Here is a 23,177-nt window from a genome sequence, read left to right on the forward strand (position 1 = left end):
GGGCGCCGTACGAAAAATCCCTATGGGCAAGCCCGTCAGTGCAGCGGCACGCCAGGTGAGACCCCAGGGTCCCGCGCGCGACGCCAGCGCTGATGCTTGATACCACGGGCAAAGCGCGCGAACAGCAACACCGCCGCCACGCTAAGGCCGGCAATCAGCCCCATCCACATGCCCCTGGCCCCCAGGCCTTGCCGGAAGCCCAGCCACCAGCCTGTCGGCATGCCGATGACCCAATAGGCAAACAAGGTGATCGCCATCGGTACACGGGTGTCCTTTAGGCCACGCAATGCCCCATTGGAGGCGACCTGGATACCGTCGGAGAACTGGAAGAAACCGGCCAGCACGATCAATTGCACCGCCAGCGCGATTACCGTCGCGTCGTGCGTATAAATGGAGGCAATAAGGTGCGGCATGCCCAGCATGACGCCGGCGGAGAACAACTGCGTGACCAGGGTCAGGGCGATGCCGCAGTAGCCGGCATAAGCCACGCCCACACCATCGCCACGCCCTACCGCATGACCTACCCGCACGGTGATCGCCATCGCCAGTCCAAGCGGGATCATGAAAAACAGCGAAGCGATGTTCAAAGCCACCTGATGGCTGGCCACCACATCCTCGCCGAGCGTTCCGATGACCAGCGCCACGGCGACGAACAGGCCGCCCTCGGCCAGCAACGTGATCGCCATGGGCAGGCCGATCCAGACAAGCTCACCGATCTTGCGCGGGCTGGGTGGATCCAGGCGCTCACCCAGGTTGAGCCCGCGATAGTTCCGATGACGGGCGATATAGAGCAGGAACGCCAGCATCTCCAGCCACAACACCCATGCCGTAGCCATACCGCAACCGCGCGCGCCCTGCGGCGTGATACCGAACTTACCGAACATCAGCACATAGCCCAGCGGCGCCAGCACCAGCAGCCCACCGATACTGAAGTACATCGACGGCCGCGTCAGCGATAAGCCCTCCGACAACCCGCGTAGCGCGAAATAGCAGGTCAAGGCCGGGGCACCCCAGCTGATGGCATGCAGAAACTGGTCGACATCGTGGCGCAATCCCGGCGCCACGCCGATCAATCCGACCAGTGGCCCGGCATGACGCACCCCGAACCACAACAACACGCCCATGCCCAGGGCCAACCACAGCGATTGCCGGAACACCGCCCCGATTTCGCCCCGCCGACCTGCGCCATCGAGCTGGGACACCGAGGGCGGCACCGCCATCATCATGCCGATACCGCTGACGATCGCCAGCGACCAGATGCTGGTACCCACGGCCACGGCACCCAATACATGGGCGCTTACATGCCCCGCGAGTACGGCATCGACGAAGTTGGTGCCCACCGCAGCCAATTGCGCAAGGATGAGTGGCAGCGCCAAGCGAAGGGTGGCGCCAATCTCGTGCGTTACGCGGGCACGATCCAGGCGAGAGGAAGGCATAGGGCTACTCCTTGGCCCCGTATTCTAGCAGGCGACCACTCCTGTGCTTGTAGGCGAGGTCCGCCGCGATGCGGCCTGTAAAGTCGCTCGCTCGCGGCGAACGAGAGGAACCAGAGGCAACGAAAACTACGAGACTCCCCCTCACTCCTCACTCCTCACTCCTAGCTGCTAACTCCCGACCCAGATATGCCACTATCCCCGCATCAACGCGTCCCGGGGACCCATGCATGAACGAGATTGCCGAAACTGGCCAGGGGGTGCTGTGCGCCAATTGCGCCACGGCGATGGTCGGTGAGTTCTGCCATGAATGCGGACAATCGATTCATAGCGTGCTCAAGCCTGCGCATCACATGCTCGAAGACACTATGGACATCGTGTTCCATGTCGATGGCCGTGTCATGCATACGCTGCCGCCCCTGCTGACAAAGCCCGGATTCCTTACGTTGGAATATTTCTCCGGACGCCGCGTGCGCTACGTGGCACCGTTCCGACTGATGTTCGTGTTGTGTCTTCTGGCTTTCTTCCTTGGGCACCTGGCGCTTGACCAGTTCAGCGGCTTGGGCGCGCACCAGGAGGCTGGGGTGGATTCGTCCGGGCCACCATCGCAGATCGGGGCGAATGCCTTTGCCCAGGCGACCACCGCCCAGGAGGTGCGTGACCGACTGAATCGGCAAATGACCCAGTTGCAGACGGCGCGGGCGGCAGGCGGCGGGTCCGCCGGCCTGGACGAAGCCGAGTCGCGCTTACGCCGGCAAGCCGATACGCGCCTTGCGCAACTGCAGCACAAGGCGGCCGCCGAAGCCCCCGCCGAAGCCACATCACAGGACGAGGCCGACCCTGCCGACGACGACGACGGCGGCTCCGTAAACGTCAACGTTCCCGGACTGCCACAATTCATGAAGGCTCGCATCCTTCGTGGCGTGCAGCACATCGCCGCCAACATCCGCGCCACCCGGCATGGCACTGAAGCCCAGCGCGAGGAAGCCATCGAGCGCATGAAGGCCGGGATCTTCGGCGTGCTGCCGCAGACGATGTTTGTGCTGATGCCGGTCTTTGCCCTGCTGCTGAAACTGTTGTACCTGTTTCGACGCAGGCTCTACATGGAGCACCTGATCGTGGCCCTGCACAGCCACGCGTTTTTGTTCCTCAACGTCATCCTGAGCATCGCCTTGCTGTTTCTCGGGAGCTGGCTCACACCCCATGCATCATGGCTTGGCCCGGCCTTCCACCTTGCCCAATGGGCATTAGCGCTATGGGCCCTGGCTTACCTGTGGCTGATGCAAAAGCGGGTCTACCGGCAGGGCTGGCTGATGACGAGCGTGAAGTATTTCGCCATTGGCTGGTGCTATGTATGGATGCTGGCCTGGGCTCTGTTGTTCGCCGTGATCCTTGGCGCCGCTCACTGAGACCCCGTTCACATAAAAGCCCCCAGCTAAGCTCCGTTCCGACCGCCCAGAAGGCGCGTCTCAACGGGTTTTGCACAGCGTCACAGACCTGTCAAGGCATTGACAACAACCGTGGCAACTGCATGAACGTCAACCGCGCAACATTATTAAGTTATTGATATTGAAATGTTTTTTGACGTGATCAAAATTTGACCAGTACGTCGTGAAGGCCGTCACAGCGCCTTTTTCTGGCCTCTCTCCCCGGCCCATCCACAGAGTTATCCACAGCTCTTGTGGATAAACAGAAAATCCTTACGACCATAGCTACTTACCCCCTTTTCCTAGATGACAGGACAGCAAGCCGCCGCAAGCACCAGCCCGGCGGACTGATCCGGTGTTCATCAGAGCAGGCGCTCGGCCGTTACACTTAAAAGCATCTCGAGGATTCCATGCCATCTGTCCTTCGCGTCGCCCTGCCGGTGCCACTGCCTACGCTGTTCGACTACCTGCCTGTCGAAGGCGGCACGGCCGAGGTCGGTAGCCGTGTGCTGGTGCCGTTCGGGCGTGGCAAAGCGGTCGGCGTGGTCATTGCCACCCACGTCGAGCCCGGTGTCAGCGGACACCGGCTCAAGCGGGTGCTGCGCATCCTGGATGACACGCCCCTGCTCGACCACGAGCTGATGGCGACGCTCGCGTGGTCGGCCGATTACTGGCTGGGCGCGCCAGGCGAGGCCTACGCCAATGCGCTGCCGTTGGCTTTACGCGAAGACAAACCGCTGCCGGCCACCGGGGAAGAAATCTGGCGCCTGACCACGTCCGGACTAAGCGCCCGCGACGCCGGCAGCCGCCGTGGCGGCAGCAGGCGGCTGCTGGATGCGCTCGCCCACGGTCAGCGCTCGTCGAGCGACCTGGATCTGGAGCATCCTGGCTGGCGCACGGCCGCTCGCCGCCTGGAAGCAGCCGGGCTGGTCGAACGCACGGAACGCGCGTATGACCACATAGCCCAGGCATCGGTACCCGCGCCGCAGCTGACCGATGAGCAAGCTCTAGCTGTTACCACGATCGGCGAAAACCTTGGTCGGTTTCAACCGTTCGTGCTTGACGGCGTCACCGGCAGCGGCAAGACCGAGGTCTACCTGGCCTTGATCGAGCAGGTGCTGGCACGCGGCCAGCAAGCCTTGCTGCTGATTCCCGAGATCGGGCTGGCGCCGCAGACGGTACGCCGGCTACGTGACCGCCTGGGCATCGTGGCGCAAGTCATGCATTCCAATCTCGCCGAGGGCGAACGCGCGCGTGCCTGGCTGCGCATGCGTTCGGGTGAGGCAAAGATCATGCTCGGCACCCGCTCGGCGGTGTTCACCCCCTTACCGCGTCCCGGCATCATCATCGTCGACGAAGAACATGACGGCGCCTATAAACAGCAGGAAGGCTTCCGCTACCATGCACGCGACCTGGCCCTGCTGCGCGCAAAAGCCCTGCAGGTTCCCATCGTGCTCGGCTCGGCCACGCCATCGCTGGAAACGCTGGCCAACGTGCAGGCAGGGCGCTATCGCACGCTGCGCCTGCGTGCGCGCCCCGGCACCATCCGACCACCGCAAGTGCAGATCGTGGACATGCGCGCGCAAAGGCTGGAGCACGGCTTGTCGCCTACATTGCTGAACGCGGTCGCCGAAACCGTCACGCGCGGCGAACAAGCCCTGGTGTTCCGCAATCGCCGTGGCTATGCGCCCGTACTGCTCTGCCATCACTGCGGCTGGTATGCGCAATGCCCGCGCTGCGAACATCCGTTGACCGTGCATTTCGCGCGCCAGCAACTCATCTGCCATCACTGCGATTACCACACCCGGCAACCGGAAACCTGCCCCGCCTGCGGGGCCAGCGAACTCAAGCCTCAGGGCCAGGGTACCGAGCGACTGGAAGAGGCCCTGGCGGCGCAGTTTTCCAACGTGCCGGTCATGCGCATCGATCGCGAAACCACGCGTCGTCGCGATGCCTTCGAACAGATCCTGGACGGCTTGCGCGAAGACGGTCCGGCGATCCTGGTCGGCACGCAGATGCTCGCCAAGGGCCACGACCTGCCCAACCTCACCCTGGTGGCGATCGTGGGCGTGGATGAAGGCCTGCACAGTATCGACTTCCGGGCCAGTGAGCGGCTGGCCCAGTTGGTCGTCCAGGTTGCCGGCCGCGCCGGCCGCGCCAGCAAGCCCGGAAGGGTGCTGCTGCAAACGCACCATCCCGATCATCCGTTACTGCGCGGCCTGCTCGCCCAGGGTTACGCTGTCGCCGCCCAGGAACTGCTGACCGAGCGCAAGTTATCCATGCTGCCACCCTACGGCCACCAGGTATTGCTGCGCGCCGAAGCACATCAGCGCGCGCATGTGGATGCGTTCCTGCACGAAGCGCGCAGCGCTCTGCCGCAGGAAAGCTTGCAGATCGCCGGCCCCATGCCGGCCCCCATGCCCTTGCGCGCAGGCAAGCATCGCGGCCAGTTGCTCATCGAAGCCGACAGCCGCGCCGTCCTGCACCAGGCCCTGCGTCCCTGGCATCGCGCCTTGACCGCCATGCCGTCGGGGCGACGCGTACGGTGGTCGTTGGATGTCGATCCGGTGGATTTGTATTGAGTGAGGCCGGCGGCCTTGCCGCCTGTGAGGCCACTCGCTGCGCTCGCTGTGAGGTCGCCCGCTGCGCGGGCTGTAAAGAGGGACAGCAAAATAGCTACGGTCCACTTTCTCTCTTCACAGGTGGCGTAGCCACCGGCCTCACAGCTCGCTCAGCGAGCGGCTTCACAGGCAGCGAAAGCTGCCGACCTAACTATCAGATAAACATCCCGCCCGATGCTTCGATCCGCTGTGCGTTGACCCAACCGGTCGACGACGAAAACAAGGTGGCGACCAGGCCGCCGATGTCGTCGGCTTCGCCGACCCGGCCCAGCGCGGTCTGGGCCGCGATCATCTTTTGCAGTTCCGGGTTGTTGCGGACAGCCGCGTCACGGAAGTCCGTGGCGATGGCGCCCGGAGCCAGCGTGTTGACGGCGATGCCGCGTGAACCCAGCTCCTTGGCCAGATAGCGCGTGAGCACTTCCACCGCACCCTTCACGCACGCATAGGCCGATGAACCAGGCAGGCTGAAGCGAGCCAGGCCGGACGATACATTGAGAATGCGGCCGCCATCGGCGATCAGCGGTAGCAGTGCCTGCGTCAGGAAGAACACGCCCTTGAAGTGCACGTTGACCAGTTCGTCGAAATCGGCCTCGGTGGTCTCATGGAACATCGCGTGCAGACCGGTGCCGGCGTTGTTGAACAGGTAATTGAAGTGACCACGCTGCCAGTGCCTGTCCAACGCGTCACGCAATTGCTCGACGAAACCAGGGAAGCTGGCAACCACACCGACGTCCAGTTGCAGCGCGACAGCCTTGCGACCCTGGGCCTGGATGCCGGCCACGACCGATTGGGCTTCATCGCCGTTGTTGCGATAGGTCAGGATCACATCGACGCCCTGCGCGGCCAGTGCCAGCGCGGCGTTCTTGCCCAGGCCTCGGTTGCCGCCAGTGATCAGGGCGATTGAAGAGGTTGCTTGACTCATGGTCTTGGCTCCTTAGATAGCAGAGAGGTGAACGGGAAACACAGGCACGCAGTTTATTGATGGCAGCCAGCCGCATAGAGAGGCGGAATTCAATTTGACTGTTCATTTCATATGAACAATGCTGACATCCATGCACCCCACTGATGCCATGTACGCCTTTGTGCGCACCCTGGAGCTGGCGAGCTTCACCAAGGCGGCCGACAGTCTGGGCCTGCCCAAGGCGAGCATCTCCACGGCCGTGCGACAACTGGAAGACCAGATCGGCACGCAGTTACTGCATCGAACCACGCGCCGCGTTCAGCCTACCCAGGATGGCCTGGCGTTTTATGCGCGCTGCAAGGATCTGCTGGCCGAACTGGACGAAGTGCAGACGATGTTCCAGCACGACACCCGGGCCCTGAGCGGGCGCCTGCGCGTGGACATGCCGGTACCGATCGCCCAACGCACGGTGATCCCGCGCCTGCCGGAATTCCTGCGTGATCATCCCCTGCTGGAAATCGAACTCAGCGGCACGGATCGTATGGTCGATGTCATTGCTGAGGGTTTCGACTGCGTGGTGCGCGGCGGAACCTTGACCGATTCGCGCCTGGTCGCGCATACACTGGGCAATATGCGCTGCGTGAACGTGGCCAGCCCAACCTATCTGGATCAGTACGGTACGCCGACGAACCTGCAGGACCTGTCGCGTCACCGCCTGGTCCATTACGTCAATGCATTGGGCAGCAAGCCTCCGGGCTTCGAATATCGCGATGGCGAGGTGTACCGGTATCTACCGATGGCCGGCATCATCACCGTCAACAATACGCCGGGATTCGAGGCCGCCGTGCTGGCCGGCCTCGGGATCGCGCAGATTCCACTGACCGGTGTGCGGCGCTGGCTGGACGACGGGCAATTGATCGAAGTGCTGCCCCACCTGCCCTCCGAACCGATGCCTTTGTCGCTCGTCTATGCGCGGCGACACAACCTGCCACGTCGCACCAAGGCTTTCATGGCATGGTTGACCGGGCTGCTCGCCCCCATGTTGGACCCGCCAACCACGTAAGAGGGTGCAAAGGCATGGGCCTGCTCCTCGAAGCCCCTCCGGGGACAGCAGGACCTTGAGGACAACGCGAACCCATGCCTTTGCATCAGAGCTTGAGGAAAACACCATGACCGACTCGTGTCCCCATGTCGTGATACTTGGAGGCGGCTTCGGCGGTTTGGCCGCCGCCCGTGAACTGGCCGATGCGCCGGTACGCATCACGTTGATCGATCGCCGCAATCATCACCTGTTCCAACCGCTGCTTTACCAGGTAGGCACGGCCGGCTTGTCGGCTCCATCGATCGCCGCACCGCTGCGGCAGATCCTGCGCAAGCAGGCCAATATCACCGTGCTGATGGACGAAGCGCGCGCAGTCGATACCACGGCCCGTTGTGTACACCTGGGCCAGGGCGATATCGGCTATGACTACCTGATCGTCGGCACTGGCGCGACGCACGCCTATTTCGGCCATGACGATTGGGCATCGCGCGCACCGGGCCTGAAGACACTCGACGACGCATTCGCCGTCCGTCGCCGCGTCCTGCTGGCATTCGAGCGAGCCGAGCGCGAGGATGATCCCGTACGAAGACAGGCGTGGCTGAACTTCGTCATCGTCGGCGCAGGCGCTACCGGCGTCGAATTGGCGGGCGCGCTGGCCGAAATCGCCAAGCATACGCTGCCGCGAGAATTCCGGCGCAGCGATCCACGCATGGCCAACGTACTGCTGGTCGAAGCCGGTCCACGCGTACTGCCCGCCTTCGACGAAGATCTTTCCGACAAAGCCAGGAAGCAACTGGAAAAACTGGGTGTGCAGGTACGCCTGGGTACGGCGGTGAGCGCGATCGACGAGGAGGGCGTGCAACTGGGCGAGCAACGCCTGCAGGCGCGCACCGTGCTATGGGCAGCAGGCGTATCGGCTTCGCCTCTTGGCGTCTCGCTGGGCGCACCGCTGGATCGGGCTGGGCGTGTGCAGGTGCAAGCGGACCTGAGCCTACCTGGACATCGCGAGGTTTTCGTCATCGGCGACTTGGCCACCTTCACGCAGGAAAGCGGCAAACCCGTGCCGGGCGTTGCCCCGGCCGCCAAGCAAATGGGGCGGCATGCGGCCCTGCGTGTACGCGCCATGATCCAGGGTTCGGCGGAGGCGGCCCGCTTTCGTTATCGCGACGATGGCTCGTTGGCAACCATTGGGCGAATGGCCGCCGTTGCCCAGTTCGGCAAGCTTAAGTTTTCTGGGCTGCTGGCCTGGTGGATCTGGCTGGTGGCACACGTGTACTTCCTGATCGGCTTTCGCAATCGCCTGGTCGTGCTGATGGATTGGGCCTGGGCATATTGGACCTACGAACGCGCCGCGCGCATCGTGACCGGACAGGACCGCGAGTCCGCGCCCTCAACTGGTGAATCGTCCGAATGACCCCACATTCTTCACTGATTCCTTCTCGCGGAGCTGCCAGAATGCCGCGTCCCCTTTCCTGCTGACACGGAACCAAGATCGTGCCCTCCCAACTCGAACAACTGCGCCAGTACACCACCGTCGTTGCCGACACCGGCGACATCGAGGCGATCGCCCGCTACAAGCCGGTCGATGCAACCACCAATCCATCGTTGCTGCTCAAGGCTTCGGAAATTCCAAGCTATGCGCCGTTGCTTGATGAGGCCGTGGACTGGGCCAAATCCAAAGGCAACGATCGCGAACAGCAGATCGTAGACGCCAGCGATCACCTGGCGGTGCGTGTGGGTCGCAAAATCCTCGAACTGGTGCCGGGCCGCGTGTCCACCGAAGTCGACGCGCGCCTTTCGTTCAATACCGACGCAACCATCGCCAAGGCCGAACGACTGATCGGCATGTATGAAGACGCGGGCATCGGCCGCGATCGCATCCTGATCAAGATCGCCTCCACCTGGGAAGGCATTCGTGCCGCCGAGCAGTTGCAGAAGCGCAAGATCGACTGCAATCTCACGTTGCTGTTCTCGTTCGAACAGGCCGTGGCCTGTGCCGAGGCTGGTGTGTTCCTTATCTCGCCGTTTGTCGGCCGCATCATGGACTGGTACGTCGCCAACACCGATACCAAGTCCTACGCACCGGACGAAGACCCGGGCGTGAAGTCCGTACGCCGTATATACGACTGGTACAAGCTGCACGGCTTCGACACCATCGTGATGGGCGCCAGCTTCCGCAACATTGGACAAATCCAGGCGCTGGCGGGCTGTGATCGCCTGACCATCAGTCCGGACCTGCTGGAAAAGCTCGATGCCGACCAGGGTGACCTGCCACGCAAACTCGAGGACAACGGTAAACGCGAACCCAAGACGCCGAAGATCAGCGAGAACGATTTCCGCTGGGGCCACAACGAAGATGCCATGGCCACGGATAAACTGGCCGAAGGCATTCGTAAATTTGCCGTGGACCAGCGCAAGCTGGAGAAAGTGCTGGCGGCGAAATTGTGAGGGCTTGAGGGATGAGGGGCGCGAGCGCAAGGCCGCGCCGCTTCAATAGCGGGATGTTTGCGAAATCGCTTTCGCATTCGGCAAACCCAAGGCGATCTGCATCGGAATGCCCTCGCTACTCTTCAATCGCCCCTTCATGAAGGACAAAAAAAACCGGCCGAAGCCGGTTTTTTTTGTAGCAGGTATCACTTCGCCTCGGGCCTTTTCTTCCACGCATTCGCCAGCGCGTCGGTGCTCCAACCGCCCCCCAGCGCGCGAATCAACTGCACGCTCGAACGCAACTGGCGCGTATCGAGGTCGAGCAGACTGCGTTGCGCATCGAGCGCGGTGGTCTGCGCCTGCACGACATCGAGATAACCCACCGCGCCCTGCTTGTAGCGATCCATGGCCAGGTCCAGGGAGTGTTGCGCGGCATCGGAGGCATCTTTCTGATCCACCCGCGCATTGCCCAGGCGATCGAGTTGCACCAGGTTGTCTTCGACCTGCTGGAATGCGTTGAGCACCACGCCGCGATACTTGGCACCAGCTTCCTCGGTGGCCGCTTTCGCCGCGGCGACCTGCGCCTTGCGACGACCACCATCGAAGATATCCATCAGGATGTTCGGACCGAACGCCCAGATGCGATTGGGCGTGGACAACAGCCCACCGTAGACGTCGCTCTGGTAGCCGCCCTGCACGCCCAGACTAAGCGAGGGGAAGTACGCCGCGCGCGCCACACCAATCTGCGCGTTGGATGCCGCCGTACGACGTTCGGCGGCCGCAATGTCGGGACGGCGCTGCAACAAGGTCGACGGCACCGTAGTGGGCACAGTCGGCAAGACGATCGTCTTGGTGTTGGACGCGATGGTGAAGGTGGACGGCGATTCGCCCACCAATACCGCGATCGCATGCTCTACCAACTCACGCTGGGCCTGGGTCTGCGACCACTGCGATTTCACCGACGACAACTGCGTCTGCGCACGCGCCACGTCCAGGCCGGACACGATACCGCCCTGATGCAACGTCTGCGTCAGCTGCAAGGCCTTGGCGAAAGCGTCGGTACTTTGTTTGAGCAAATCCAGTTGCTGGTCCAGCCCGCGCAATACGATGTAGCTATCGGCCAACTGCGCCTGCAAGCTCAACTGTGCCGAAGCAAGATCGGCCGCGGCCGCGATAGCCTGGTCCTTGCTAGCCGCGACCTCGTTACGCACGCGACCCCACAGGTCCACCTCGTAATCGATCTCGCCTACAGCGGTAAACGAGTTGTACCAAGCTGGCGACGTCGCGCCACGCAATGGCTTGGTGTCGGATTCGCGATCGCGCTGGGCATTGCCGCTGACCGATACCTGCGGAGACAGGTTGGCTCGTGTCTGCCGATAGAACGCCTGCGACTGCTCGAAGTGAGCCAGCGCCGCCTCAAGATCGGCGTTATGCGCAAGCAGGCGCTGTTGCAGGTCATCCAACTGCGAATCGCCATAGACTTTCCACCAACCGTCGCGCGCCAGCTGATCGGACGGTTGCGCCAGCACCCAGGGGCCCTGCGACTGCGGTTGCTCCTTGTACTGGTTGGCGACCGGCGCATCCGGCACCTTGTAGGCCGGAGCCAGCGAACAACCGGCCAGGACCATGGTCACTGCGCCAGCCAGGACAACATTAAGCCTTCTTTTCATTGGGCTTGTCCGCCGTCTTCTCAGCAATCTTCACGGTATCGCCATCGGCCAGGCCATCGGGTGGGCTCTCGATCACTCGGTCGCCCTTGGCTAGCCCCGCGTTCAATTCCACGCTCTTGCCGAAATCACGCGCGATGGATACCGGCTTGAAAGTGACCTTGTTGTCCTGTCCCACCACGGCCACGCGCAGGCCCTGGTTATCGAAGACCAGCGCGCTGGCCGGTACACGCAGGGCCGTGGCGCTGATCGGCAGGTCGAACTTGACGTTGGCGAACGCGCCCGGCATCAGCTGGTTATCGGTGTTGTCCACCGAAAGCTGGACCAGCGTCGAACCGGATGCCGCATTCACCGCCTGCGCCGACGATTCGACGGTCGCCTTGAAGGTCTGTCCCGGATGCTCCGGCACGCTCATCTGAGCCACCGAACCTTGTTTGATCGCCGGCACATAGTTCTGCGGGACCTGGACATACACGCGCAGCTTGCGCACGTCCGAGACTGTGAACAACTCCTGCCCCGGTGCACCGCCGCCGACGTTGATCAACTGTCCCACATCGGTATTGCGCGCGGTAACCACGCCATCGAAGGGCGCCACGATGCGCGCGAACGCCTTCGTGGCTTGCAGTCGGTCAAGATTGGCCTTGGCAGCATTGGCCAGGGCGGTCTTGGCGGTCAGGTCGCCGGTCTTTTCGTCCACTTCCTGCTTGGAGACCGAGTCGGAGCCTAGCATCGCCTGCCAGCGCTTGGCGGTGATGGCCGCCAGTTCCTGGTTGGCCTTGGCGCTGGCGTAGTCGGCCTTGGCTTGCAGCAGTTGCTGGTCGACGTCAGGCGTCTCGATCTCGGCCATCAACTGACCGGCCTTGACCTGGGTGCCTATGTCGACCTTCCAGTACTTCAAGTAACCATTGATGCGCGCGAAGATCGGCGCACGCGAATAGGCTTCCAGACGGCCGGGCAGTTCAAGGCCGTTGCCCGTCTTGCCTGGCTCAGGATCCACCACCGCGACGGTGGGCACGGCCTGCTGGTCGGTCCAATCTTTGAGCTTGTGCGCATCGGAGGCTCGCGTGGTCACGCCGACAGCTACGATGCCCACCACCAGGATGACACCGATCAGGGCCGCCAGCCGCAGCTTGCGAGGGTGGGTCGGTGTGGGATTTTTGAATTCAGACGATTCAGACGACATGTGCAGGCTCTCCGGAAGCAGGCGCCGGGGATTGGGCGCGGCCATGCCGCGCGTGGATGATGCTGAAGACGACAGGCACGAACAACAACGTGGCCGTGGTCGCGAAAATGAGGCCGCCGATCACTGCACGACCCAGTGGCGCATTCTGTTCGCCACCCTCGCCCATACCCATGGCCATCGGCCCCATGCCGATGATCATGGCCAGTGCCGTCATCAGTACCGGGCGGAAACGTGTGTAACCGGCTTCAAGCGCCGCGCGGGTGGCATTGCCATGTTCGGCCAGCCGCTCGCGACAGAAGCTCACCACCAGGATGGAGTTGGCCGTGGCCACACCCATGCACATGATGGCGCCGGTCAACGCAGGCACCGACAGCGTGGTATGCGTGGCAAACAGCATCCAGACGATACCGGCCAGGGCCGCAGGCAACGCCGTGACGATCACGAATGGATCAGCCCAGGACTGGAAGTTCACCACGATCAGCAGGTAGATCAGCACCGCAGCGCCGAGCAAGCCGAACATCAGGCCAGAGAAAGCGCTGTTCATCGTCTGCACCTGACCCAACAGGGCTACCGAGGTACCCTTGGGCAGCGCCTTGGCGTGATCGCTCACCACCTTCTGGATATCCGAGGCCACGGCACCGAGATCGCGATCCTGGGTGGTGGCAAAAATCTCCACCATCGGCTGGAGGTTGTACTGGCTGACCACCGCATTGCCCGAAAAACGCTTGAAAGTAGCCAAACCACCGAGGACCTGGGTCGTCCCATTGGCGGATGCGCCATTGATCGGCAGATTTTGCAACTGCGAAAGGTTGTCCAGGCTGTACTGCGGTGTCTGCATCACGATCGGATAGGAGATCTGATTCTGCGGATTGAGCCAGAACGTCGGCGCCACCTGACTGGAACCGGCGAGGTTCACTACCAGCGAATTGGTGACGTCGCGCTCGGTCACGCCAAGCAACTGGGCACGCGTACGATCGACGTCGATGCTGAAGCCCTGGTTGGCCTGCGACTGCTGGATGCGTGCATCCACCACTCCCGGGATGCGCCTGATATCGCGCAGCAAGGCATTGGCATAGCCAAAATTCTCCGACAGCTTGTTGCCGCGAATTTGCAGGTCGATCGGTGCCGGCGAACCAAAGTTCAGGATCTGGCTGATGATGTCCGCGGGTGGAAAGGAGAAGGTCACGCCGGGAAATTGGCGCGGCAACTGCTCGCGCATGCGCTGCACGTATTCGGCGGTCGGACGATGGCCTTCATTCAAGGCCAGCTGGATATCGCCGTCCCACGAGCCAATGGTGCCCGTGTTGTTGTACGCGGTGTTGATACCCGACACTGGCTGGCCGATGTTGTCCACCACGGTGCCCAGTTCTTCCTTGGGAATCATGCGACGGATCGAAGCCTGGATGTCGGCGAACAACGTCGCACTGTCCTCCACGCGCGTGCTTACTGGCGCACGTACATGCATCAGGATCTGGCCTGCATCGACCGCCGGGAAGAAGTTACGGCCAAGGAACGGCACCAGGGCGAACGACAGCAGCACGAAGGCCATGAAACCGGCGACGAATACCTTGCGATGTTCCAGCGCCGTAGCCAGCAAGCTGTGGTAGCCGTCGCGAATGCTGTCAAAGCGACGCTCAAACCCGCGCTGGAAGCGCACCAGCGGATTCCTCGACGGCGACAGCGACACGTGATGGCCGTGCTCATCCACATGCGGCGCATGCGGATGCAGCAGGTATTTGGCCATCGTCGGCACCAGCGTGCGCGACAGGATGAACGAGGAGATCATCGCGAACATCACCGCTTCGGCCATCGGCACGAAGAGGAAGCGCGCCACGCCTTCCAGAAAGAACATCGGCACGAACACGATACAGATACACAGCAGCGATACGAAGGCTGGCGTTACGATCTGCGCCGCACCGTCGAGAATGGCTGTCTCCACGTCCTTGCCATGCTCAAGATGCCAGTTGATGTTCTCGATGGTCACCGTGGCGTCATCCACCAGGATGCCCACGGCCAGCGACAGGCCGCCTAGCGTCATGATATTGAGCGTCTCGCCGATCACCGACAAGGAGATGATCGATCCGAGGATGGCGAGGGGGATCGAGATCGCAATGATGACCGTCGAGCGCCAGCTACCCAGGAACAACAGGATCATCAGGCTCGTGAGTGCAGCGGCGATGATGCCTTCCTTCGCCACGCCGCCGATCGCCGCACGCACAAACAACGACTGGTCGCCGATCGGCGCGATCTGCAACGAGTCGGGGAACGAATCCTTGGCAGCGGCAAGTTTCTGCTTCACGCCTTCGATGATGGCCAGCGTCGAGGCCGAGCCATTCTTGAGCACCGTCATCAGCACCGAACGGTTGCCGTCCACGTGAACGATGTTGGTCTGCGGCGGCGCGCCGTCGCGCACATGGGCCACGTCGCGGATATATACCGTAGTGCCATTGACGGTCTTGACCGGCAGGTTGCCCAGGTCATTGATGTCCGACGGGGCGTTGTTCAGTTGCAGGATATATTCGAACTGGCCGATCTTCTGCGTACCGACCGGCACGATCAGATTCTGGGCCGCCAGTGCGTTGGCGACGTCCTGCGCGGACAGGCCACGCGCCTGCAATGCGGCCGAGTCGATATCGATCTGCACCTGGCGAGTCTTGCCGCCGAAGGGATACGGAATCGAAGCGCCGGCCACCGAACTCAACACCGGGCGCACCGCGTTCAGGCCAAGATCGCCCAGGTTCTGTTCGGTCAAACCCTTGCCCGACAGCGCCAGCTGGATAATCGGGACGGTCGAGGCGTTGTAGTTGAGGATCAGCGGCGGCGTGATGCCGGGCGGCAGCTGCTTGAGCAGCGTCTGCGCTACGGCAGTCACCTGGGCATTGGCGGTACGGATATCCACCGTCGGCTGGAAGAAGATCTTGATCACGCCGAAACCGTTGATGGACTGGGCCTCGATGTGCTCCACGTCATTCACCGTCGTGGTCAGCACGCGCTCAAACGGCGAGGAGATGCGTCCAGCCATCTGGTCGGGCGGAAGGCCGGTGTACTGCCACACCACGCTGATCACCGGAATCTTGATATCCGGGAAGATGTCGGTAGGAGTCCGCATTGCAGCCAGCGGGCCGATAATGAGGATCAACAGAGCGAGAACGACGAACGTATACGGTCGCGAAAGCGCGATCCGGACAATACTGAACATGCCAGGGGATTCCGAGCGCTGATGGTGCGTCGCGGCAGATTTTCGCATGGAGACCAGGCCGGCGGGCCCCTGTCATCCATGAAGATAATTTCATCTTTCAACTATTGCCTGGGGATCGGCGGTATGGGCGGCAGGCGCCGGAGGGCGTTTTTCTGGTGCGCCAGGAGACGGAAACCAGGAACGGGGATGCGTGCTGGGGCGCAAACACGAGCAGCAGCACGCCGAAACGTGGCATGACGTGTGACCATGGCATAAGCCTTGGCCCAGCGCGCCAACTGCATTACCTAAGGGGCAATCATCGGTGCATCCCTACTACCCTCCCCCATCTCCGGGCCGTCAGGCAGTCGCCCGTGCCGACTCCACCACGTCAGCCGGCAGTGCCTTGGGCCGTGCCAGTTGCCCCGGCTCCGGGGTGTAGCAATACAAGGTGATGCGGGCACCGTAATCGCCCTCGCCGATCTCCAGGGTGAACCCATGCAGGCGCACGATGGCGCTGACGATGCTCAGGCCCAGACCGGAGCCCGGCGTGGTGCGGCTGTTATCGCCTCGGTAGAAGCGCCTGGTCACCGCATCGCGCTCGTCGGCGGGTATACCCGGGCCGCTGTCGAGAATGTCGATGCGTGGGCCGAGCTTGTCCATCTGGGCACGCAGGTGAATACGGCCACCGCTGGGTGTGAACTTGATGGCATTGCCCACCAGGTTGGCCAGCGCCTCGAACATCAGGTGCCCATCGGCACGCACGGGAGACAAGGGAGACAAGTCCAGCGAAAAAGGCTGGCCGCGATCCTCGGCCACCGGGGCGTAGAACTCATGCACCTGTTCCAGCACCTGGGCCAAATCCACCTCGGCAAAGCAGGCGCAACGGTTGCGGTCTTCCAGTTCCGACACGCGCAACAGGGCGCGGAATCGCGCGAGCAGGCCATCCACGTCGGTCACGCAGGCGTCGAGCAGGGCCGATTCTGGTTGTTCGGCGATCTGTTGCTGCGCGCGATAAAGGCGGGCACGCAAGCGGGTCAGTGGCGTGCGCAGGTCATGGGCGATGTTGTCGCACACACCCTTCACCTCGTTCATCAGGCGCTCGATCTCATCCAGCATCGTGTTGACGATGCCGGCCAGCAGGTCCAACTCGTCTCCACGCCGGCTGACCGGCAAGCGCTTGGTCAGGTCGCCCTGGCGGATTGGATCGGTGGCCTCCTGCAAAGCACGGATACGCCGAGCCGGGCCTCGCCGCAGGAGGAAACCACCCAGCAGGCCGGGGATGATGGTCAGGGAAATGCCCCAGGCCAGCGCGCGCCAGACGATGATGCCCAGGCCATCGAGCGTGCTCGTGTCCTTGGCGATGACCAGCACCTCGTGAGAGGGGAGTTGTATAGCCACGGCGCGGGCACGCACCACGCCATCGGCGCGAAACGGCCGCGGAATGCCACCGGCCAGCAGGCGCGGCTTGCCATCGACAATCAGCTCGGCCGGCAGCCGGCGGATATTACCGGCCACCACATGGCCGTCAGCCCCGAACAACCCCACCGACATCACGCCATGCGGATCGATCAACCCGGCCGCATCCACTGTGGCGGGCAATCGTGCGGCGTCGGTCTCGGCCAGGTAATGCATGCGCTGCACGATGATCTGGTCGATCACGTTGTTGAGATAACGGGTGGTTTCCCACTGGATCACGCCCACCAGGATCAGGCCCCAGGCGGCAAAGAGCGCACCGTAGACCAGGATCAGCCGAGAGGTGGCCGAGTGCCAGGCCTTGGGATGGAAAGTCATGACAGTCAACCGGACGCGCCGCGCGCGCCTTCAGGAGCGGAGAGGAATCATACGACTAGCGGGTCGGCGCCAGCATGTACCCGGTTCCCCGGACCGTGCGGATCAAGGCCGGCAGACCCGCGCTATCGATCTTGCGCCGCAGCCGACCGATATGCACGTCGATGACATTGGTACCCGGATCGAAGTGAAAGCCCCACACATGCTCGAAAATCATGGTGCGGGTCACCACTTGGCCGGAATTGCGCATCAGGAACTCCAGCAGACGGAATTCGGTAGGGAGCAGGTTCAATAACTGGCCGTTGCGCTGCACTACATGGCGCACCAGGTCCAGTTCCAGGTCAGCCACGCGCAGCCGGTTGCCGCCATCCACACCCTGGCGGCGGCGCAGCAGCACCTCGGCACGAGCCGACATCTCATCGGGGGCGAACGGCTTGGTCAGGTAATCGTCGCCGCCGGCACGCAGGCCACGCACCCGCTCATCGACATCACTGAGCGCACTGATCATCAGCACCGGAGTATCCACGTGGGCCCGGCGCAACGCCTCGACCACGTCGATCCCATCCATGCCGGGCAGCATGCGATCGAGCGTGATCAGGTCATAGGCGCCATCCAACGCCCGTTCCAGCCCCAGCCTGCCATCAGCCACCCATTCGGCCAGGAGGCCATGGACGCTCAATTCGGCCACGATCTCGCGGGCAGTGACTTCGTCGTCTTCGATGACCAGGACTTGGGGCATACGAGTGAGGAGTGAGGAGTGAGGAGTGAGGAGTGAGGAGTGGGTCAGGGTGAAGGCTTTTGCGCCTCACACCTCACGACCAGGGCCGCCGGCGGCCCGCTCTCCTGCCGCTGAAAAGCATACGGCCCCCGCTTCCGGAGGCCGTATGTATCAAGCGCGTCGCATGCCTGGAATCAAGCGGCAAACAGACCGCGCATCTTCTTCATCGCGTTGGCTTCGACCTGGCGGATGCGTTCGGCGGAGACACCGTATTCATCTGCAAGGTCTTGCAAGGTGGCCTTTTCGGTGTTCAGCCAACGACGCTGGATGATGTCACGCGAACGCTGGTCAAGCTTCTGCAAGGCCACCGACAGCGTTTCCAGCTCATTGTCGGCCTGGTCAGCGTCGGCGATGTTCTCGTACGGGTCGGCGCCATCGTCGACCAGGAAGGCCTCCGGAGCCGGCTTGGCGTCTTCATCAGCGTCGGCCGGAGCCTCAAAACCAATGTCACGACCAGACAGACGGGACTCCATTTCGCGCACGGTCGCTTCAGGCACGCCAAGGTCCTGCGCTACCACGCGCACTTCCTCTGCGTTCATCCAGCCCAGGCGCTTCTTACTCTTGCGCAGGTTAAAGAACAGCTTGCGCTGCGCCTTGGTGGTGGCCACCTTGACGATGCGCCAGTTGCGCAGGATGAACTCGTGCATCTCGGCACGAATCCAATGCACCGCGAAGCTGACCAGGCGAACGCCCTGGTCGGGATCAAAACGCTTCACCGCCTTCATCAGGCCGATGTTGCCTTCCTGGATCAGGTCGGAGAGCTGCAGACCGTAACCGTTATAACCGCGGGCAACGTGGACGACGAAGCGCAGGTGGGACATCACCAGCTTCTTGGCCGAATCCAGGTCGTTGTCATCGTTGTAGCGGCGCGAGAGTGCCTGCTCCTCGTCCTGGCTCAGCACCGGAATACGGTGCACCGCCGCGATATACGCGTCCAGACTGCCGACAACACTGGGTACCGGCAGAGAGGCGGTCGCCAAAGCTTGTGACATGAGGAACCTCCTGAAAACTTGGGGAACAACTTAGCACTCCGGGGTTGAGAGTGCTAACGCGCTGAATAGTTCCAGCTCGTTTATTAAACCGAATCGTACAGGAATACCTTGCGTGTGTCCAGTGGGTTTCTGCAGCGCAACAACCCACCACCCAGACATGAAAAAACAATTAAATCATCCACTTGGACATAAAAATCCCGAGCTTTTCCAGGAACCCAGGCTTGAATAGCTTCCTGTCCGGTCATTCGCCTGGCATAAGGCATAGGTAACACCCTTCGTCTCAAGAGACTGATCGATGACCTGGCAAGATAGCGTCTGGCTGAGATCAACAAGGGGTATACCCCGCTGGGGCGCCGCCATATGAGCGTTAACGGCCCCACCCGCACCAGCACCGGATGGGCCAGCTTGAAGTGAGGCGGGAATGTTCCTCAGCCGGACTTTGACTCAAGCTGCGCTCGCATCGGCAACGACCAATCAATCGGCTTATGGCCGTGCTGTTCCAGGTAGGCATTGGCGGCGGAGAAATGTCCGCAACCCAGGAAGCCACGATGCGCCGACAACGGCGAGGGATGCACGGATTTCAGTACATGATGCCTGCGCGTGTCGATCAACTGCCCCTTACGTTGCGCGTACGAGCCCCACAGCATGAACACGATGCCCTCGCGCTCGCCGCGATTGAGCGCATCGATGGCCGCATCGGTGAAACCTTCCCAGCCCTTACCCTGGTGCGATGCGGCGCGGCCACGCTCGACGGTAAGTACCGCATTGAGCAATAGCACCCCACGATCGGCCCACGGTGTGAGGCAGCCATGGTCTGGCGAGGCGAGGCCCAGATCACGCTGGATTTCCTTGAAAATGTTTACCAGGGACGGTGGCACCTGCACGCCGGGACGCACCGAAAAACACAGGCCATGCGCCTGATTGGGACCATGGTATGGATCCTGACCAAGAATCACCACGCGCACCGCATCAAAAGGGGTGTGGTCGAAGGCGGCGAAGATTTCCGGACCGGGTGGATAGATCACCTTGCCGGCTTGCTTTTCCTTGCGCAGGAACGCAGAAAGCGCCTGCATCTCCGGGCGCTCCAGGTAATCGCCTATGCGAGCCTTCCACGAAGGCTCCAGTCTCACACGTTCCGAACTCATAGGGCTGCGTCACGCTCGCGCAGATGTCGCGCCACGCGCAACTGGAACAGCAATTTGGTGATCAACAGTTTTTCCTCGATCGGCTTCTCGACCAGGTCGTTGGCGCCTGCCTTGAGCAGCGCGGCCTGATTGGCCGGGTTTTCGTCGCCGGTCATGACCAGCACGGGCAGGCTGCCCTTGCCATAACCATAGTCGCGGCGAATGCGTTCGAGCAAATCGCCGCCGGTCAGTTCACCCTTGAGGCTCACGTCCGTCAGCACGATATCCGCACCTATCACACCTTGCGCCTTGGCGGTCTCCAGCATGGTCAGCGCATCCTCCGCACTGATCACATGGCGCACGGTCAGTCCGTACTTTTCCAGTACGCGCCGCGTGGCCAGCGCAACCACGCGACTGTCCTCGACGTAAAGCACCTCGCCTTCGGCCATGCTCTCCGGGCGTACATAGCCACGAATGAATTCGGCCAGCGCCTGGAAGCCCAGCGACTTGTCGAAATAATCGGTGACATGCTCACCCAGCGTGCGGCGATGCAGTCGATCGTCCACGTCGCCGGACACGACCACGATAGGAATATAGATCTGAGGAGCGAATTCGCGAACGTAGCGAGCCAGCTCCAGGCCGTCCATATCCGGCAGGCGCAGCGATACGGTGATGAAATCGAACACGCCGCTCTCGAGCAGCTGATGCGCCTGCGCGCCCGTGCCGCAACCGATGACTTCGGCATCAGGCAGTTCGGCGTTGAGCACGCGCGTGATGAGCTGCCTGACCACCTTGGAACCATCGACCACCAGCACGCGCGGCGCGGCGCTGGCTACCCGGTTGCTGAAACTTGTACTCATGCCGCCATCCGTTCGCCCGAAACACGATGTCCGAAACCCGGGCAAGCACGCCTGCGCACCCGTGGATACAACCATCTTGCCCTGTTCTTCGCCCGGATGCTGCTTCGAGCGTGTCAAACCGCCTTGCGCAACTGCCAGGCACTCATCAAGCGCGCACCCAACCAGCCCAGCACAGCAGCAGCGACCGGCACGGCGGCAAGCAGCCACCACGGCAATCCACCGACCTGCAGTTTGCCCTCATAGGCATGACTCAGTCGTGTCACCGGATCAACCAGGGCAAATTCGACCACCAAGGCCACGCCCGCGGCGACCACGCCGCTGAGCAACCCATACCAGATGCCCGCGTAAAGATACGGGCGACGCACGAAGGCGCGACTGGCGCCGACGAGCATCAACACATTGATTTCCTCGGCGCGACTGGCGATGTCCACACGCACCGTATTGGCCACCACCAAGCCCGCGGCCAGCGCAAGCATCGCGGCCAACACCAGCACCACACGATTGCCCACACCGAGCAGGGCATCCAGGCGCTGGCGCCATGTTCCGGCATCCTGCACCTGATCCACACCCTGCATGCCGCGCAGGTCGTCCACCAGACGTGTCACGGCATCGGCGCCAAGGCCCGGCCTGGGCATCACTTCCAGCACATAAGGCAACGGATTGTCATCGAGCGTATGCATGGCCTCGCCAAAACCCTGCATTTTGGCCAGTTCGTCCATGCCCTGTTGAGGCGTCTTGACGGTCACCTGCGCCACGTCGGCGCGCTCGCGCACGGTCGTCGCCATGGCATCGACCGCGTTGCCGGCCTGCCCAGGCTTGAGAAAAGCGCTGAGCGCCTGATTCTGGCCCAGGGCATCGCCCAGGTTCTGCACATTGGCTAGCAGCAGGTAGAAGGCGAGCGGCAAGGCCAGGGCCAGCCCCATCACCGCGATGGTCATGAAGGTGCCCAACGGTCGCGAGAATAGTCGACGCAAGCTGGCTGCCGCGCTCCAGCCGTGATGTTCGCGCCAGCTTGCTACCGGCCTGGAGCGACTGCGCTCGCTGCGCGAGATATCGACTGCGTCGTTGCGCGAATCCATCACAGCACCTCCTGGGCGGTGATGTCTGCGACCAGGCGGCCGTGATCGAGCACCACGACGCGCCGCTTCATCTTCTTGATCAAGGGCAGATCGTGGCTGGCAACCAGCACGGTCGTACCCAACTGCTGGAACTCGGCGAACAGTCCCATGATCTCCATGGCCAGTTGCGGATCGAGGTTACCGGTCGGCTCGTCGGCGATGAGCAATGACGGGCGACCGACAATGGCGCGCGCGATACCCACACGCTGCTGCTCTCCGGCCGAGAGCGAATCAGGTAACTGCCGTTCGTAGGCAAGCAAGCCGACCTTCTCCAGCGCGGCACGCACACGCCGCCCGCGTTCCTGGGGCGCCACACCGCCGATCACCAATGGCAATTCGACATTGGCGAACACCGTGCGATCCATCAGTAGACGGTGATCCTGGAACACCATGCCGATACGTCGGCGCAGCTTCGGAATCCCCGCCCGCCCGATCTTGGCCAGGCTCTGCCCATCCATGGTGATGACGCCATGCGAAGGCCGCTCGATCAGTCCCAGCAGCTTGAGCAGCGTGCTCTTGCCTGCACCGGAATGTCCGGTGACGAAGGCCATTTCGCCATTGCCCACCTCGAACGAAAGTTGGGACAGCGCCTCATGGCCACCCTCGTAGCGTTTGCTGACTTGTTCGAAGCGAATCAC

17 protein-coding genes are annotated in these 23,177 nt (G+C 62.4%); 5 read left to right on the plus strand and 12 right to left on the minus strand.

Going from position 1 to position 23,177, the window contains the following annotated elements; translation table 11 throughout:
* Nucleotides 1-35: 35 nt before the first annotated feature.
* Nucleotides 36-1,436: an MATE family efflux transporter gene (locus VF436_RS06920; RefSeq protein ID WP_330903273.1), complete on the minus strand. Its 1,401-nt coding sequence runs from the start codon at nucleotides 1,434-1,436 to the stop codon at nucleotides 36-38.
* A gap of 227 nt (nucleotides 1,437-1,663) precedes the next feature.
* Between VF436_RS06920 and VF436_RS06925 the strand changes: the two genes are divergently transcribed.
* Nucleotides 1,664-2,842, plus strand: a complete 1,179-nt coding sequence (locus tag VF436_RS06925) for a DUF3667 domain-containing protein (RefSeq protein ID WP_330903274.1) — start codon at nucleotides 1,664-1,666, stop codon at nucleotides 2,840-2,842.
* Between the two features lie 428 nt (nucleotides 2,843-3,270).
* Nucleotides 3,271-5,442 carry a primosomal protein N' gene (locus VF436_RS06930; protein WP_330903275.1) on the plus strand — a complete coding sequence of 724 codons (2,172 nt, stop codon included), beginning with the start codon at nucleotides 3,271-3,273 and terminating at the stop codon, nucleotides 5,440-5,442.
* A gap of 193 nt (nucleotides 5,443-5,635) precedes the next feature.
* Here VF436_RS06930 and VF436_RS06935 read toward each other — a convergent pair whose 3' ends face one another.
* Nucleotides 5,636-6,403, minus strand: a complete 768-nt coding sequence (locus VF436_RS06935; RefSeq protein ID WP_330903276.1) for an SDR family NAD(P)-dependent oxidoreductase — start codon at nucleotides 6,401-6,403, stop codon at nucleotides 5,636-5,638.
* Between the two features lie 130 nt (nucleotides 6,404-6,533).
* Here VF436_RS06935 and VF436_RS06940 point away from each other — a divergent pair, with 130 nt between their 5' ends.
* The 3 genes from VF436_RS06940 to tal all read left to right on the plus strand — a co-directional run bounded on the left by VF436_RS06940 (nucleotide 6,534) and on the right by tal (nucleotide 9,872).
* The gene (locus VF436_RS06940; protein ID WP_330903277.1) at nucleotides 6,534-7,445 is read left to right on the plus strand and encodes a LysR family transcriptional regulator; all 912 of its coding nucleotides are present in this window, start codon (nucleotides 6,534-6,536) and stop codon (nucleotides 7,443-7,445) included.
* Nucleotides 7,446-7,551: 106 nt separating this feature from the next.
* Nucleotides 7,552-8,838 (plus strand): NAD(P)/FAD-dependent oxidoreductase, encoded by a 1,287-nt coding sequence (locus VF436_RS06945; protein WP_330903278.1) that lies wholly within the window; start codon nucleotides 7,552-7,554, stop codon nucleotides 8,836-8,838.
* Between the two features lie 80 nt (nucleotides 8,839-8,918).
* Complete coding sequence (tal, locus tag VF436_RS06950) at nucleotides 8,919-9,872, plus strand: transaldolase (protein ID WP_330903279.1); 954 nt, start codon at nucleotides 8,919-8,921, stop codon at nucleotides 9,870-9,872.
* Between the two features lie 185 nt (nucleotides 9,873-10,057).
* On the opposite strand, the gene VF436_RS06955 is transcribed toward tal, so the two are convergent.
* The 10 genes from VF436_RS06955 to ftsE form a co-directional block, all read right to left on the minus strand.
* Nucleotides 10,058-11,521, minus strand: coding sequence for an efflux transporter outer membrane subunit (locus tag VF436_RS06955; RefSeq protein WP_330903280.1), 1,464 nt, complete (start codon nucleotides 11,519-11,521; stop codon nucleotides 10,058-10,060).
* Nucleotides 11,505-12,701 (minus strand): efflux RND transporter periplasmic adaptor subunit, encoded by a 1,197-nt coding sequence (locus VF436_RS06960; RefSeq protein WP_330903281.1) that lies wholly within the window; start codon nucleotides 12,699-12,701, stop codon nucleotides 11,505-11,507. The genes VF436_RS06955 and VF436_RS06960 overlap by 17 nt, the downstream gene beginning before the upstream one ends.
* Entirely contained in the window at nucleotides 12,691-15,900 is a 3,210-nt protein-coding gene (locus tag VF436_RS06965) for an efflux RND transporter permease subunit (RefSeq protein ID WP_330903282.1), read from the minus strand. Before VF436_RS06965 ends, VF436_RS06960 begins: the two co-directional genes overlap by 11 nt.
* Before the next feature lie 336 nt (nucleotides 15,901-16,236).
* The gene (locus VF436_RS06970) at nucleotides 16,237-17,670 is read right to left on the minus strand and encodes a HAMP domain-containing sensor histidine kinase (RefSeq protein WP_330903283.1); all 1,434 of its coding nucleotides are present in this window, start codon (nucleotides 17,668-17,670) and stop codon (nucleotides 16,237-16,239) included.
* Nucleotides 17,671-17,725: 55 nt separating this feature from the next.
* Nucleotides 17,726-18,406: a response regulator transcription factor gene (locus VF436_RS06975; RefSeq protein ID WP_330903284.1), complete on the minus strand. Its 681-nt coding sequence runs from the start codon at nucleotides 18,404-18,406 to the stop codon at nucleotides 17,726-17,728.
* 173 nt (nucleotides 18,407-18,579) lie between these two features.
* Entirely contained in the window at nucleotides 18,580-19,437 is an 858-nt protein-coding gene (rpoH, locus tag VF436_RS06980; protein ID WP_330903285.1) for an RNA polymerase sigma factor RpoH, read from the minus strand.
* A 428-nt stretch (nucleotides 19,438-19,865) separates the two neighbouring features.
* On the minus strand, nucleotides 19,866-20,582 hold the full coding sequence (ung, locus tag VF436_RS06985) for a uracil-DNA glycosylase (RefSeq protein ID WP_330903286.1): 717 nt from the start codon (nucleotides 20,580-20,582) through the stop codon (nucleotides 19,866-19,868).
* Nucleotides 20,579-21,421 (minus strand): response regulator, encoded by an 843-nt coding sequence (locus VF436_RS06990; RefSeq protein ID WP_330903287.1) that lies wholly within the window; start codon nucleotides 21,419-21,421, stop codon nucleotides 20,579-20,581. Before VF436_RS06990 ends, ung begins: the two co-directional genes overlap by 4 nt.
* Nucleotides 21,422-21,534: 113 nt before the next feature.
* A complete protein-coding gene (gene ftsX, locus VF436_RS06995; protein WP_330903288.1) occupies nucleotides 21,535-22,500 on the minus strand; it encodes a permease-like cell division protein FtsX in 966 nt (321 codons plus the stop codon).
* Nucleotides 22,500-23,177 (minus strand): cell division ATP-binding protein FtsE, encoded by a 678-nt coding sequence (ftsE, locus tag VF436_RS07000; RefSeq protein WP_330903289.1) that lies wholly within the window; start codon nucleotides 23,175-23,177, stop codon nucleotides 22,500-22,502. Before ftsE ends, ftsX begins: the two co-directional genes overlap by 1 nt.

It is taken from the genome of Dyella sp. (assembly GCF_036384435.1).
Taxonomy (GTDB): domain Bacteria; phylum Pseudomonadota; class Gammaproteobacteria; order Xanthomonadales; family Rhodanobacteraceae; genus GSA-30.

Bases quoted from the DNA above. Each gene is read 5' to 3' on its own strand.
- VF436_RS06920 (WP_330903273.1), bottom strand. From the start codon at position 1,436: ATGCCTTCCTCTCGCCTGGATCGTGCCCGCGTAACGCACGAGATTGGC.
- VF436_RS06925 (WP_330903274.1), top strand. From the start codon at position 1,664: ATGAACGAGATTGCCGAAACTGGCCAGGGGGTGCTGTGCGCCAATTGC.
- VF436_RS06930 (WP_330903275.1), top strand. From the start codon at position 3,271: ATGCCATCTGTCCTTCGCGTCGCCCTGCCGGTGCCACTGCCTACGCTG.
- VF436_RS06935 (WP_330903276.1), bottom strand. From the start codon at position 6,403: ATGAGTCAAGCAACCTCTTCAATCGCCCTGATCACTGGCGGCAACCGA.
- VF436_RS06940 (WP_330903277.1), top strand. From the start codon at position 6,534: ATGCACCCCACTGATGCCATGTACGCCTTTGTGCGCACCCTGGAGCTG.
- VF436_RS06945 (WP_330903278.1), top strand. From the start codon at position 7,552: ATGACCGACTCGTGTCCCCATGTCGTGATACTTGGAGGCGGCTTCGGC.
- VF436_RS06955 (WP_330903280.1), bottom strand. From the start codon at position 11,521: ATGAAAAGAAGGCTTAATGTTGTCCTGGCTGGCGCAGTGACCATGGTC.
- VF436_RS06960 (WP_330903281.1), bottom strand. From the start codon at position 12,701: ATGTCGTCTGAATCGTCTGAATTCAAAAATCCCACACCGACCCACCCT.
- VF436_RS06965 (WP_330903282.1), bottom strand. From the start codon at position 15,900: ATGTTCAGTATTGTCCGGATCGCGCTTTCGCGACCGTATACGTTCGTC.
- VF436_RS06970 (WP_330903283.1), bottom strand. From the start codon at position 17,670: ATGACTTTCCATCCCAAGGCCTGGCACTCGGCCACCTCTCGGCTGATC.
- VF436_RS06975 (WP_330903284.1), bottom strand. From the start codon at position 18,406: ATGCCCCAAGTCCTGGTCATCGAAGACGACGAAGTCACTGCCCGCGAG.
- rpoH (WP_330903285.1), bottom strand. From the start codon at position 19,437: ATGTCACAAGCTTTGGCGACCGCCTCTCTGCCGGTACCCAGTGTTGTC.
- ung (WP_330903286.1), bottom strand. From the start codon at position 20,582: ATGAGTTCGGAACGTGTGAGACTGGAGCCTTCGTGGAAGGCTCGCATA.
- VF436_RS06990 (WP_330903287.1), bottom strand. From the start codon at position 21,421: ATGAGTACAAGTTTCAGCAACCGGGTAGCCAGCGCCGCGCCGCGCGTG.
- ftsX (WP_330903288.1), bottom strand. From the start codon at position 22,500: ATGGATTCGCGCAACGACGCAGTCGATATCTCGCGCAGCGAGCGCAGT.